Below are 13,080 nucleotides of genomic sequence, written 5' to 3' on the forward strand. Positions count from 1 at the left end.
GGCCTGCAGATAGGCGCGGTCACCGATGCGGATCTCGCCCGCCACCACCGGCACGCGGTCGATCAGCTCGGCCTCGCTCTGGTCGGTGATCTCGATGAAGTCGAACTGCTCGCGCTCAAGCTCGAAGGCGCAGTGCATGCGCCAAAGACCATTGTTCTTCTTCTCATACGCACCGGCCTTGGCAACCGCTGTCGCATCGAGGATGCGAACCAGCCGGCCTTTGGCCAAACCTGCATCCTCGCGCTTCAAAAGGTGCCCAATCAACTGCTGCAGCCATGGTCCTGCATTGCGCAGCCGGCCAAGCAACGCCACGTCCGAAATGTCGGCAATCCCGCTCGCCGCCGCCCAGGCCACGACGCCCCGCATGCCAACCTTGCCAAGGCAGTAAGCCAGTGTCAGGCGCAACAGGTCGCTCGCCGACCTGACGCCGCGCGGGCGCAGGAACGCCTTCGTCTCGCGGGCACTTCCTGCGATCAACTCTTCGCCGCCCAGAAGCTCAATCGTCTCGGCCCAGCCGTCATCAACAAGCGATTCGTGTGTCATCGCAGCGTAGAATCACACCCGATTCCGCAAGGCAATACCTATCTTAGCGCCTATGGGTGTTTGGGGCGGTGAGTAATTCGGGGCGCTAGCGATCTCCCCCCTTGAGGGGGAGATGTCGCCGAAGGCGACAGAGGGGGTCGCCGCGCGTGGAGCGCTGACCTCCAGCTGCCGCGAGGAGCTTGCGTCCGGTCGAACCGACCCCCTCTGGCCTGCCGGCCATCTCCCCCTCAAGGAGGGAGATTATCCACGCCCGAAATGCCGTGCCGCGATCTCGACATGCGTATGGTGCGTGTGGGCCTCGAAGCGCTCAGTCTCGTTGTGGCCGGCGGCTTCGTTCGGCCACCAGACACCACCCACGACGATGCCGTCCGATGTGAGCCGCTGATCCGCGATCAGCGCCGCACCGACCGCATCGACGAAGGTAAAGCGCCCGGGGCGCAGTCTCAGCACCGCGACATCGCCGACACCGCCAACTTTCAGCGTCCCAAGCTCCGGCCTGGCGATCGCCTCGGCTGGCCTTTGCGTGGCGGCGCGCAGCACCTCGACCAGCGGCATGCCCAGCGCCATCAGCTTCGACATGCAGACCAGTATGTCGAAGGCCGGACCGTCGACGCAATAGAGATGCACGTCGCTGGAGATGACGTCGGGCGCCAGGCCCTCGGCCAGCATTGCCTTCGCGACGGCGAAGTCGAACGAGCCCATGCCGTGGCCAATGTCGAAGATGACGCCGCGTTCGCGGGCCAGCCGCATGTCCGGCCGGACCGCGCCGGAGGCGAACACCGGTGCGTTGGGGAACGGGCGAAAACAGTGGGTGAGGATGTCGCCGCGGCGCAGCCGTGGCAGCACCTCGGAACGGCCGGGCGGCGGCTCGTCTATATGCGCCATCAGCGGCAGACCGGCCTGGTCGGCGGCTTCCAGCGCGAGGTCCACCGGGGCGATGCCGCTGGTGCCGCCGGCATGCTTGCCGGAGCGCACTTTTACGCCGACGACGACATCGGCGTGCTCGCGCACCGCGGCCACCGTCTCGCGTGGCTCGCAGAGCCTGAGATCGCTGCATTCGCCGACGGAGACCGTCTGCGAAAAGCCGAATATGCCGGCAAAGGAGATGTTGACATAGGCCAGGATGCGCACCTTCGAGCGCTCGATGACATGGCGGCGAAAGCCCAGAATATTGCCGGCGCCGGCGCTGCCGGCGTCGATGAAGGTGGTGGTGCCGCTCTTGGCCGCCAGCCGGTCGGCATCGACGCCAAGCGAGGTGCCGCCCCAATAGACATGGCTATGCAAATCGATGAGGCCGGGCGTGACGATGCAATCACGAGCGTCGACTATCTTGGTGGCGTGCTCGGCATCGATCGCCGCCTCGATGGCCACGATGCGTCCGCCCGCAACGGCGACATCGCGCGGCGCGTCCAGGCCCGAGGCCGGATCGATCAGACGGCCGCCCTTGATCAGGAGATCGAACTGCATCGGCGCCTGCCTCTCTTCGTTTTGGGGCATGATCTCTGGACAAAACGGTTTCCGTTTGTCCGAGAAAACCCCGTCTCCACTTTTCGGGATCATGCCCCGGCTGGTCAAACCGGCCGGTAGGCGACGGCTTCGACCTCGATCTTGATGTCGATCATCAGCCGCGATTCGACCGTGGTGCGGGCCGGCGGATTCTTCGGGAAGTGCTTGGCGTAGACGGCATTGAAGGCGCCGAAGTCGCGCGCGTCCTCGAGCCAGACCGTGGTCTTGACGACATCGTCCATGGTGCAACCGGCCAGCGCGAGTGCCGCCTTCACATTCTGCAGCACCTGCTCGGTCTGCTCGGTGATGCCGCCCTTGACCACGATGCGGTCGCCGTCGACCGGCACCTGACCTGAGATGTAGACGAAATCCCCGGCGCGCACGGCCGGCGACAGCGGCACGTGGGATGTTCCAAAACACTCTTTGGGCAAGGGAAACTCCTGTTCAGAATGGCGGGCCGCGCGCCGTTTTCGCCGACCGCTCTACGCCTGTCCCGGTGATCCTCATAGGGGGCTTTTTGGAAAGCAACATTTTTCCAAACGCGTGTTGCTTTATCGCAGGCTCGCCAGCATCTTGCGCGTCGCATTTTCCCGACAGGAGATTTCAATGACCTTCGACAAGAACCCGTTTCCAGAGGGCGATGCCGATCGTCACGCGCTCTGGGAAATGCTGGTGCGGCGCGACATCGACGCCTTTGTCGGTCAGGACTGGTCGATGGTCGAGGATGATTTCCTCGCCGACAGCTTCTTCGGCATGCATGCGCATTTCCTCAGCGATGCCGACGCCTGGCGTCTGCAATTCCCGAGCCTTGCCGTCTATCGCGACGAATGGCTGCGCCAGGCCAAGGAGACGGCGGCGGCCAGATTCGCCGAGCCGCTGCGCGAGGCGCTGTTTCGCGTCACCAACATGCGCGACATCGATGTCGATGGCGACCGCGCCGTGCTGCACAAGAAGTTCAACGGCTCGGTGGCCAAGGCCGATGGCAGCGTCGACAAGCTGAAATGGCAGACGCTGTATTTTTGCAGGAAGGTGGCGGGCCACTGGAAGATCGGCGGCTTCGTCGGCTACATGCCACATCCCTTGGGGATCTGAGGTTTACCCGCTTATGCTATTGCCGGCCTTCGCGCACGAAGACGTCCGCTTCCGGGCTGCAGCTGTAAAAGCTCGCCAACCGAACCCACTCGAGCTCAAGCGAGTTGAACGGGACAGGTTCGTCCAACAGGGCTAGCGGGAGCGGTGGTCGAACACAACCGCCATGGTCTTACCAATTGCCGCCATGACGACGAGTTCGACGAGATCGTCGTCGCTGTCGACACAGGTTGGATCCATGCGGCGGATGGCGTCGAGCGCCGCCCTGGTCGAGACGGTATCGCCAGCGCGGAATCTGGAAAGCGCAGAGGAAACAAGGTTCTGGGTTGTCACGTCGATGACAGGTACGCTCGGCACTACGTTCATGGCTTCCTCCTGCCAAGAACCCTCTCCCGAAGGAAATAATACGCCGAACAACGGCGTGTGCCAGCGGATTCGTGGTCCGACCAGATTGCCGGGAGGGCACGTTTGCGTGTTTGATAGGGTCGAGCCCACAGCGTCCAGGACCGGATATGAAACTGTACTTCAGCCGCAATCCCAATCCGCGCCTTGCGGTAGCAACGGCACGTCATCTGCAGGCCAAGGTCGAGTGTGAGTTCGCGGCACCCATGGCGCCCGGGCAGGCTGAGCGGTTTCGTCAGCTCAATCCCAATCTTACCCTGCCGATATTGGCATGGACGGGCGGCAGCCTGTGGGAAGCCGACGCCATAGCCTGCCTTCTGTCGCGCGAAGCGGGTTCGGATTTCTGGCGCGGCGGCGGCGACCAACCCGACATGATCCGCTGGCTGAGCTGGGGCAAGGAAAATTTCGTGCGGGCCTGCGACACCGTGCATTTCGAGCGCGGAACCAAGCAGCGCTACGGGATTGGGCCTGTCGACCAGGGCAAGGTCGAGGAGGGGCTGGCGGAGTTCCGCATCGCGGCAGCGATTCTCGAGGCGGAGCTCGCCAAGCGGCCATGGCTTGTGGGCAAGTCGCTTTCCTATGCCGATTTCCGCATGGCGACGTTTTTGCCGTTCAACGATGCAGCCGGCCTGCCGCTGGCGGACTATCCCTCTGTTCTGGGTTGGTATCGCCGGCTCGAAGCCATCGATGCCTGGCGCGATCCCTTCGACGGGCTGGAAGCGCCGCTTCTGCCGCCGGTCAACTCCGCTTGATGTGCCTTCCCTTTGGGCAGATGGGCTGATGTGTGGCGCTTTGGCAGCATAGGTGTGGAACAGCGGGCGAGTTGCCATGGCGCGCTCGACGGCTCGCGGCCGGGTTGATAAGCCCTGTCCGCAAGGAGAGTCGTGACATGACCGTAGCCATCGAGATGGGACAGACGACGGCGGGTGCGTCGGCGGCGCTCGACCTTGAGGAGCTGCTGGCCACCCGGCTTCTGGTGCAGGGCAATTCCGGCTCCGGCAAATCGCACCTTTTGCGCCGGCTCCTGGAGCAGAGCGCGCCCTGGGTGCAGCAGACCATCATCGACCCGGAAGGCGATTTCGTCTCGCTGGGCGACCATTACGGCCATCTGGTCATCGATGCCGAGGAGCATACGGAGCGTGGCCTGCAAGCAGCCGGCGAGCGGGCGCGCATCCACCGCGTCTCCACGGTGCTCAATCTCGAAGGGCTCGATGCCGAGAACCAGATGCGGCGCGCCGCTGCCTTTCTCGGCGGATTGTTCGAGGTTGCCCGCGAGCATTGGTATCCGATGCTGGTGGTGGTCGACGAAGCGCAGCTGTTCGCGCCCGCCGTGGCCGGCGAAGTGTCCGACGAGGCGCGAAAGCTCTCGCTCGGCGCCATGACCAATCTGATGTGCCGCGGCCGCAAGCGTGGCCTTGCCGGCATCATCGCCACGCAGCGGCTGGCAAAGCTCGCCAAGAATGTTGCGGCGGAGGCCTCCAACTTCCTCATGGGCCGTACCTTCCTCGATATCGACATGGCGCGCGCCGCCGACCTTCTGGGCATGGAACGGCGTCAGGCCGAGGCGTTTCGAGACCTGGAGCGCGGGCACTTCATGGCGTTGGGACCGGCGCTGTCGCGCCGCCCGCTCGGCGTGCGCATCGGCCAGACCGAGACCAGCCCGCGCAACGGTACGCCGCGGCTGATGGCAATGCCGGAAACAGCGCTTGAAGACGCACGCGCCATCATCCTGGCGGCGCCGCCGCCCGAGACGATCCGCGCGCCGCGCCGGATGGCGTCGCCGGAGCTGCTCGACCAGCTGATGGCGGCCAAATCGGCGGCGCTGGACATCCGCCCCGAACCTGCGGAACCGGCGGTAAGCGCCGAGGATATGGCCGAGCGGCGAGAGCGGGTGGACCGTGTCCTGCGCGCCATCCTGGCGCAGCCCGATGCGGGTTTCCGCGTCATCGGCGTGCTTTATCAGGAGTTCGTCGTCCGCTGCCGCATCGAAGGCCTCGCTTCGGTGGTGCCGGACCTCTCAGAATTCCGTCGCATGCTGACGCGCGCCCGCGCCGGGCTCGGCGCCGACATGGCAGGCGATGACGCCTGGCAGGACGTTTCCGTGCGCGCCTCGCTGCTGCCCGAGGACATGCAGGGCGTGTTCATGATGATCGCCCGCGCCGCCAAGGAGGGCTGGCCGTGCCCGAGCGACGCGGCGATCGCGCGCGCCTACGGCTCGCATTCGCTGCGGCGCGCCCGGCGGCTGCTCACCTATATCGAGGAGCAGGGCCTCATCGTCTGCCAGCTCGACGGCACCGGCCGCCGCACGGTGACGCTGGTCGAGCTCGCCTGGGCGACGGCGCCGGGCGACCCCAATGCCGCGGAGGCGGAACAGGGCAGCCTGGCGCTGTGAAAGGCGAACAGGCAGCTACCTGACTTGCTTGCGCGGTTCTGAACAAGATGTGTTTCGCCGATCGGCGCGCGACGATTTATGATGGGTTTCCGAGAATCGCAGAACGGTTCGGGCGGGAGGGTTGTCCGGTGCGGTTGAAATCTCTGGCTGTCTTTGTCTTTGGCCTCCTCGCCATCGCCGGCATCGCCTTGACGATGTCTGCCCGGTCTTTTGCCGCGTCCTCCGATTTACCGGCGTGGCTGCAGGCCCACGTCGGCAATGACGACGGCGAGATTTCGCAAGTGGTGCTGGAGCGGGCGCGCGCGCTTTACCTGAAGAAGGTCGCGCAAGGCGCTGTCCACAATGGCTGCTATTTCGCCATGGATGCGACGCGCCCCGGCGATCTCGGCAATGGCGTGCTGGGGCGGCGCTACTACGTCATTTGCGAGGCCAAGCAGTCGTTCAGGGCGATCTCGTCGGGCCATGGCGGCGGCCGCAATCTGAAGGGCGTGGTCGATTTCTCCAACGGGAAGCGCTGCGCGAAAAACTTCGGCAATGCGCTGGACTCGTCCTTGACGACCGGCGGCGCCTATATGACCGGCGAGGCAAAGACCTCATTCAAGGGTTTTTACCGCATCGGCGCAAAAAAGGACCAGGCGCTGCTGCGCACCTTCATCCAGTTCGACGGCGAGGGCGAGACGGCGAATGCCAGGCAGCGGGTGATCGGCGGCCACGCGGCGCGGCTGTTGCGCGGCATGTGCCTGCGCAAGAACCCGAACAGCTCCTATGCCGACCATGACGGCTTCGTCCCATACGGCAAGCTGGTGGATTACGCCGGCGGCCGCAGCAATGGCTGCACCAGCTGGTCGCCGTCCGACGCCGACCAGATCATTTCGATGGTGAAGAGCAATCCGACGACGCTCTATATCTACCCGGAATCGCGCGACATCGCCGCCGTTGGTAAATCGGGCGCCTATTGGAATGCGTCCTGCCTGAAGGAGATCGGCAAGCCGAAATTCTGGCCGCGAAAGAGCCTTGAGCCGATCATCGCGCAATACGCCAAGGACAACCCGCCACCGCCGCCACAACCGTTGCCGATCTGCACCGGGCCGTGAGGGATGAGTCCTCGGCTCGGCATTGTCGGCGGCGCGGACTGGCTGGGCGGCGCCGCCGATCCGATGGGCTCTACTGATTGATCTCGGGTTCGACGAGCTTTGCCAGATTGCGCAGCGACTCCTGCCAGCCGAGATAGCAGGCTTCGGCCGGAATAAGGTCCGGAATGCCGGCCTGCGTGATGTCGAGTTCCGTGCCGACCGACACTTTCTTCAGGAGCACGGTCACTTCGATCTGGCCGGGCAAATTGGGGTCGTCGAACCTGTCGGTGTAGCGCAGGCGCTCGCCGGGAACGAGTTCGAGATATTCGCCGCCGAAGGAATGGCTGCCGCCCGTCGTGAAGTTTCGGAACGACATCTTGAAGGCGCCACCGACTTTCGCGTCGAAGCTGTGTACCGTGCAAGTGAAGCCGTTCGGCGGAAGCCATTTCGCCAGCGCGTCGGCTTCTATGAATGCGCGGTAGACCTTCTCCGGGCTGGTCGTCAGAACGCGGTGCAAACGTACGGTGCTTGGCATCTCTTCGGTATCCTTTGTGGTTTCGTTGTTCGATGCCCCAAGGACGGGTGAACCTCACCCGGTCCGACACAGCCTGTCAAATTTTCTTGAGCCCTTTGCCGGCGGCCATCCGCCCACGACTTCGACCGCCGCCTCAGGCAGGCGGCCGTGTCGCGTCAAATTTGCATGCATCATTGACAGATTGCTTAACTTTTCGGCGCGGATCTCACAATTTATTAAAATTGTAAGTCTCTCCTACAAAGTTGTATTAGGATCGGCTTAACGCCTTCGGCATTATCTATTAAATGATGGGCGACGATCTTCTTCGTGTACTATAGGATGATTCCCTGGAACGATGGATCAATTTAAAAGTTGATCCGAAATGGTTGCTCGAAGGTTGTCGAACGATCAAGACAGCACGCACAAGGAGTGTCGGAATGACCACAGTCCTCAACGCCAAAGGCATTCCACTTCCCTATACCGGCGCTTCCACCCACTGGTTCTCAGCGACTGGAGGCGCGCCTTACCGCTACGGCACCTCGGGCAACGATTCCTTCTGGGGCGACACCAACGTCAGGGTCACCATGTATGGCGGCGCGGGCGACGACTATTACCATCTCTATTCGACGATCAACAAAGCGGTCGAGAACTACGGCGCGGGCGTCGACACGATCGACACCTGGATGAGCTACAAGCTGCCCGCCAATTTCGAGAACCTCGTCGTCACCGGCGACGGCCACTATGCCTTCGGCAATGCTCAGGACAACATCATAACGGGCGGCGCTGGCAGCCAGACGCTGGACGGCGGCAAGGGCAATGACGTGCTGATCGGCGGCGCCGGCGCCGACACCTTCATCATCGCCAAGGGCAATGGCAGCGACCTGATCTCCGATTTCGGCGCGACCGACACGGTGCGCCTCAACGGCTATGCCTTCACCTCGTTCGAGGCCGTCCACGCCAATATGGTCCAGGTGGGATCGAACGTGCAGCTGAACCTCGGCTCGAGCGAGGTGCTGGTGTTCCACAACACCACGATCGACAAGTTTCAGCCCGGCCAGTTCGAGCTGCCGATCGACAAGACCGGCATGACGCTGTCCTTCAACGACGATTTCAACACGCTGAGGCTGTGGAACGGCCAGAGCGGCATCTGGGATTCCAATTTCTGGTGGGGGGCGCAGAACGGCAGCTCGCAGCCCCAGAACGGCGAGCTGCAATGGTATATCGACGCCAATTATGCGCCGACCAGCTCGGTCCATCCGTTCAGCGTCGCAAGCGGCGTGCTCACCATAACCGCGGCGCATGCGCCCGACGACATCAAGCCGCTGATCAACAATTACGAATACACTTCCGGCATACTGACGACGCACGACACCTTCTCGCAGACCTATGGCTATTTCGAAATGCGGGCCGATCTCCCGGAAAACGCCGGCGCGTGGCCGGCCTTCTGGCTTCTGCCCGAAGACGGTTCATGGCCCCCGGAACTCGACGTGATCGAAATGTATGGGCAGAACCCGAATGCGCTTCTCATGACCGCGCACACAAATGAGACGGGAACCCACACCACGGTCGGGTCGACGGTGAATGTCTCCAACACCGACGGCTATCACACCTATGGCCTGTTGTGGACGCCGGACAAGCTGGTCTGGACCTATGATGGCGTCCAGGTCGCGGAAGCGGCGACGCCGTCCGATATGAACAAGCCCATGTATATGCTGGTCGACCTTGCGGTCGGCGGTCAAGCCGGCGCGCCGCCCGACCATCTGGCGACGCCCGCGCAAATGAAGATCGACTATATCCACGCCTATACGCTGAACGATTTGCAGCAGAGCCATCTGAGCACGACAGCCGAGCACGCGGTCTAGATGTCACGGGACCGCGCGCCACTCAGGGATGCGGCCATCGGCCTGCGCCCGGTTTTCCTGCGCGGCATCGCCGATATCGGCATCTTTTCGTTGCTGATCAACATCCTGCTCCTGGTGATCCCGCTCTATCTGCTGCAGGTCTATGACCGGGTGTTGCCGTCCTCCAGCGTCGAGACGCTGCTTTATCTCTCGGCCATGGCGGTCCTCGCGCTCGCCTTCCTCGGCCTGCTGGACGCGGTCCGCGCCATCTACGCGCAACGTGTTGCGGCCACCGTCGACCAGAAACTGGGCGCGCGGACATTCGCCGCCTCGCTTGGCGCCAGACATGCCGGCAGCGGGCTGTCGCCGCTGAACGACCTTGCCACGGCCTGCGCCTTCATCAGGTCGCGCGGCGTGGCGGTGCTGTTCGACCTGCCGTTTGCGCCCGTCTTCCTGGCCTTGCTCTATTTCATCCATCCCGTCCTGTTCTGGCTGACGCTCGCCGGCGCCGTGCTGCTGTTTCTCTTGGTCGTGGCCAACCAGCTTGCCATCGGCAGGAACGATGCCATGTCGGCGGAACGCTCGGCGGTGGCCAGCCAGGCGGAGCAGGCCTTCGCCCGCAACACCGACACGCTGCGCGCCATGGGCATGGTGCAAAATGCCGCCGCGGTCTGGGGACAACACGTTGCTGAGGCGCTGACCCTGCATGACCGTTCCGGAAGCGCCAATGCGATCTTCAGCGCGACGTCGCGGGCGCTGCGCATGATGCTGCAACTGGCGATCCTCGGCGCCGGCGCGTGGCTGGTGCTGCAAGGGCAGATGACCGCCGGCATGATCTTCGCTTCGTCGCTGGTGTCGTCGCGCGCGCTGCAGCCGCTCGACCAGCTGATCGGATCCTGGCGGCAGATCGTCGACGCCAAGCGATGCTGGAAACGGCTGGACACCGCCCTTGCGGCGCAACCAGCGCAGGGGCGCAAGCTCGCACTGCCCGATCCATTGGGCGCGATTTCGGTGCAGGATCTGTTCTTCATCGCGCCGACTGCGGCTTTCGGCACGGAGCCCATCCTCAAGCGGTTGAATTTTGCCATCGGCGCCGGCGAAGCGGTGGCGATCGTCGGCCCGAGCGGGGCCGGCAAATCGACGCTGGCGAAATTGCTTGTGGGCGCGCTGCAGCCGACCGGCGGCGCGGTCAGGGTCGACGGCGCCGACCTGAGGAGCTGGGACGAAACCCAGCTTGGCAGGCATATCGGCTATCTCGCGCAGGAGGTGGAGCTTTTCCCGGGATCGATCGCGCAAAATGTCGCCCGCTTCGAACCCGACGCCGATGACGCCGCGATCGTCGAAGCGGCCAGGCGCGCCGAGGCGCATGAGCTGATTCTCACGCTGCGCGACGGCTATCAGACCATGATAGGCCCGTCGCATACCGTGCTGTCGGGCGGCGAGCGCCAGCGGATAGGGCTGGCGCGCGCCTTCTACGGCAAGCCACGCATGCTGGTGCTGGACGAGCCCAACGCCCATCTCGACGGCAGTGGGGAGGCGGCGCTCGAAGGGATGCTTTCGGCCGCGCGAAGTGTAAGCGTCACGACAGTCGTCATCACGCATCGCCCTTCGATCGCCGCGGCCTGCGACCGCGTCATGGTCCTGCGCAACGGCATGGTCGAAGCTTTCGGCCCTGCGAGCGAGGTGCTGAGGCAACCGGCGGCCGGCAAGGCCGGGAGCGCGGTGGTGACAGGCTCGTTCGTGCCGACCGTGCGCCCGCACAGCGTCCGCTTCGGGTCATAGACGATGATGCAGCAGAGCCTCGCCTTCGAAGGTCGACCGCGCACCGACTTCCGCCGCATGGCCGTCGTCGGCTACGTGGCCATAGCGCTCTTCGTCGGCTGCTTCGGCTATTGGGCGGCGAACGCGCCGCTCTCCGGCGCGGTGATCACCTCCGGCACGATCTCGGCGACGGGCGGCAACATCCTCATCCAGCACCCCGAGGGCGGCATCATCGAGCAGTTGCTGGTGCATGAAGGCGACCGCGTGCAACAAGGCGAACCGCTGGTCCTGCTCGACCGCAGGGCGGCCGAGACCGACCTCAACCGGCTGACCAGACAGACGATCGCGCTCAGGGCAAGTGCCGCGCGACTTGAGGCCGAGCGCGACGGATCGGACAGGCTGGCGCCGATCGCCGAAGCAGCACCCGCGCCGTTCCAGCGCGATTTCGACAATCTGGTGCACGAACAGCAGAAGGAGTTCGAGGCCAGGCTCGCCCGGTTCCGCTCCGAGCAGTCGATCCTGGCGCAGCGCGTCGCCATGCATCGTGAGTCGGCGCTGGGACTGGAGGCGCAGAAACTCGCCATCCAGCAACAGGCCGAGATCGTGAAGAAGGAACTCGGCATCAAGACCGGCCTGCTCGACAAGGGTCTCACCAACCGCAGCGAATATTCGCAGCTTCTGCGCAGCGAGGCCGATCTGGTCGGCCAGGCCGGCGCGCTGGAGGCGGATATCGCAGCGACCAAGACGCAGATCGTCGAAGCCCAGGCGCAGGTCGAGCGCGCGACCACGCAGCGCGTCGAGGACGCGCTGACCAAGCTCGACGAGGTTCGCACCAGCCTGGCCGACATCGGCGAACAGATCACCGCAGCCGAGGCGGTGCTGGGGCGCACGACGATCAAGGCGCCGGCAGCCGGCATCGTGGTATCCTCGATCTACAACTCCAAAGGCAGCGTGATTGCGCCGGGCCAGAAGATCATGGAGATCCTGCCGACCGAGTCGGGCCTCATCGTCGACGCGAAGCTGCGGCCGAAAGACGTGGACCTGGTTCGCGTCGGCCAGCCGGCGAAGCTCAGGCTGTCCGCCCTGAACGCGCGCCTCACCCCTGAGGTCCCGGCTACGGTGACGCAAATTTCCGCCGACCGGCTGATCGATGAAACCACGCATGAGGCGTATTTCCGCGCCAGGCTGAAGATCACCGACACGCTGCCGCAGAGCGTGAAAGCCGAGCAGCTTTACCCAGGAACGCCGGTCGAGGCGTTTATCAGCACCGGCGACCGAACCTTCCTCGAATATCTGGCGCGGCCGATGCTGGACTCGTTCGCGCGGGCGTTCACGGAGCGATAGGCGCCAGCTCGTCCTCCCAGTTGACGCCGCCGTAGAACACCCTGAGAATCACCACCTGGTCGCCTTCTACGGTGAAGGCCACAGTCAGGCGGCGCTCGAAGCCAACGATGCGAAGCCCCGGCCGCACATCATCCCTTAGGGTTCCGCGTTCCGAGGCATAGTCGAGACCCAGGCAAAATCGCTCGATCCGCTCGATGTAGCGAAGGGCGGTGAGGTTGCCGGATGCGTGAGCGACCGTATCGTATATCCATAACAGGTCCGTCTGGGCTTCCGGCAAAAGGACAACATGCCGGCGCTTCACACGTTCCCCTTGAGGCGAGCTGCGTGATGTGCGCGGATGCTGTCAAAAGACTTGTCGGCCGGGATGGCCTGGGAGGGGTCTGCCTTCCACCTATCATAGGTCGGCGCGACCTCCTCACGCAGCCAGCGCTCCACGGCGGCGTCGCGTTCCTGCAATGCGCGAAGACCGGCGCGGATCACTTCACTGCTGGTCGCGTATGTGCCGGACCGAACGAGCTGGTCGATGAAAGCAGCCTGCTCGGCCGGCAGGCTGAAGGTGCGTTTTTCGGTGGCGGACATGGATCCCTCCTATCAGGTTGGTATGATATTATCATA

Annotated in this window: 14 protein-coding genes; 7 read left to right on the forward strand and 7 right to left on the reverse strand. The window is 64.1% G+C overall.

Annotation, left to right across the window (positions count from 1 at the left end):
- The 3 genes from NKI31_RS03165 to NKI31_RS03175 form a co-directional block, all read right to left on the reverse strand.
- Nucleotides 1-543 (reverse strand): transposase (locus NKI31_RS03165; RefSeq protein ID WP_502899092.1); only part of this gene is annotated, 543 nt, incomplete at its 3' end.
- A gap of 240 nt (nucleotides 544-783) precedes the next feature.
- Complete coding sequence (locus NKI31_RS03170) at nucleotides 784-2,010, reverse strand: amidohydrolase/deacetylase family metallohydrolase (protein ID WP_352650376.1); 1,227 nt, start codon at nucleotides 2,008-2,010, stop codon at nucleotides 784-786.
- Nucleotides 2,011-2,114: 104 nt separating this feature from the next.
- The gene (locus tag NKI31_RS03175) at nucleotides 2,115-2,480 is read right to left on the reverse strand and encodes a RidA family protein (RefSeq protein WP_023683098.1); all 366 of its coding nucleotides are present in this window, start codon (nucleotides 2,478-2,480) and stop codon (nucleotides 2,115-2,117) included.
- Between the two features lie 175 nt (nucleotides 2,481-2,655).
- Between NKI31_RS03175 and NKI31_RS03180 the strand changes: the two genes are divergently transcribed.
- Complete coding sequence (locus NKI31_RS03180) at nucleotides 2,656-3,141, forward strand: hypothetical protein (RefSeq protein WP_352650379.1); 486 nt, start codon at nucleotides 2,656-2,658, stop codon at nucleotides 3,139-3,141.
- Between the two features lie 132 nt (nucleotides 3,142-3,273).
- On the opposite strand, the gene NKI31_RS03185 is transcribed toward NKI31_RS03180, so the two are convergent.
- Entirely contained in the window at nucleotides 3,274-3,504 is a 231-nt protein-coding gene (locus NKI31_RS03185) for a hypothetical protein (RefSeq protein ID WP_023669703.1), read from the reverse strand.
- Between the two features lie 146 nt (nucleotides 3,505-3,650).
- Between NKI31_RS03185 and NKI31_RS03190 the strand changes: the two genes are divergently transcribed.
- The 3 genes from NKI31_RS03190 to NKI31_RS03200 all read left to right on the forward strand — a co-directional run bounded on the left by NKI31_RS03190 (nucleotide 3,651) and on the right by NKI31_RS03200 (nucleotide 7,026).
- Nucleotides 3,651-4,292: a glutathione S-transferase family protein gene (locus NKI31_RS03190; RefSeq protein ID WP_023754275.1), complete on the forward strand. Its 642-nt coding sequence runs from the start codon at nucleotides 3,651-3,653 to the stop codon at nucleotides 4,290-4,292.
- Nucleotides 4,293-4,429: 137 nt separating this feature from the next.
- Nucleotides 4,430-5,932, forward strand: coding sequence for a helicase HerA domain-containing protein (locus tag NKI31_RS03195; protein WP_352650381.1), 1,503 nt, complete (start codon nucleotides 4,430-4,432; stop codon nucleotides 5,930-5,932).
- A 128-nt stretch (nucleotides 5,933-6,060) separates the two neighbouring features.
- Nucleotides 6,061-7,026 carry a hypothetical protein gene (locus NKI31_RS03200; RefSeq protein ID WP_023714109.1) on the forward strand — a complete coding sequence of 322 codons (966 nt, stop codon included), beginning with the start codon at nucleotides 6,061-6,063 and terminating at the stop codon, nucleotides 7,024-7,026.
- Nucleotides 7,027-7,096: 70 nt separating this feature from the next.
- Here NKI31_RS03200 and NKI31_RS03205 read toward each other — a convergent pair whose 3' ends face one another.
- A complete protein-coding gene (locus NKI31_RS03205; RefSeq protein ID WP_352650383.1) occupies nucleotides 7,097-7,540 on the reverse strand; it encodes an SRPBCC family protein in 444 nt (147 codons plus the stop codon).
- A 416-nt stretch (nucleotides 7,541-7,956) separates the two neighbouring features.
- Here NKI31_RS03205 and eglC point away from each other — a divergent pair, with 416 nt between their 5' ends.
- The 3 genes from eglC to NKI31_RS03220 are packed head-to-tail and all read left to right on the forward strand — an operon-like array spanning nucleotide 7,957 to nucleotide 12,465.
- Nucleotides 7,957-9,381 (forward strand): endo-1,3-1,4-beta-glycanase EglC, encoded by a 1,425-nt coding sequence (gene eglC / locus NKI31_RS03210; protein ID WP_352650385.1) that lies wholly within the window; start codon nucleotides 7,957-7,959, stop codon nucleotides 9,379-9,381.
- A complete protein-coding gene (locus NKI31_RS03215; protein ID WP_352650387.1) occupies nucleotides 9,382-11,142 on the forward strand; it encodes a type I secretion system permease/ATPase in 1,761 nt (586 codons plus the stop codon). It abuts the gene before it with no gap.
- A gap of 3 nt (nucleotides 11,143-11,145) precedes the next feature.
- Entirely contained in the window at nucleotides 11,146-12,465 is a 1,320-nt protein-coding gene (locus NKI31_RS03220) for an HlyD family type I secretion periplasmic adaptor subunit (protein WP_352650389.1), read from the forward strand.
- Here NKI31_RS03220 and NKI31_RS03225 read toward each other — a convergent pair.
- Nucleotides 12,452-12,766 (reverse strand): type II toxin-antitoxin system RelE/ParE family toxin, encoded by a 315-nt coding sequence (locus tag NKI31_RS03225; RefSeq protein ID WP_023669695.1) that lies wholly within the window; start codon nucleotides 12,764-12,766, stop codon nucleotides 12,452-12,454. The genes NKI31_RS03220 and NKI31_RS03225 overlap by 14 nt on opposite strands.
- Nucleotides 12,763-13,044: a type II toxin-antitoxin system ParD family antitoxin gene (locus NKI31_RS03230; RefSeq protein ID WP_023669694.1), complete on the reverse strand. Its 282-nt coding sequence runs from the start codon at nucleotides 13,042-13,044 to the stop codon at nucleotides 12,763-12,765. The genes NKI31_RS03225 and NKI31_RS03230 overlap by 4 nt, the downstream gene beginning before the upstream one ends.
- Nucleotides 13,045-13,080: the final 36 nt, after the last annotated feature.

The organism is Mesorhizobium sp. M0659 (assembly GCF_040320605.1).
Classification (GTDB): Bacteria; Pseudomonadota; Alphaproteobacteria; order Rhizobiales; family Rhizobiaceae; genus Mesorhizobium.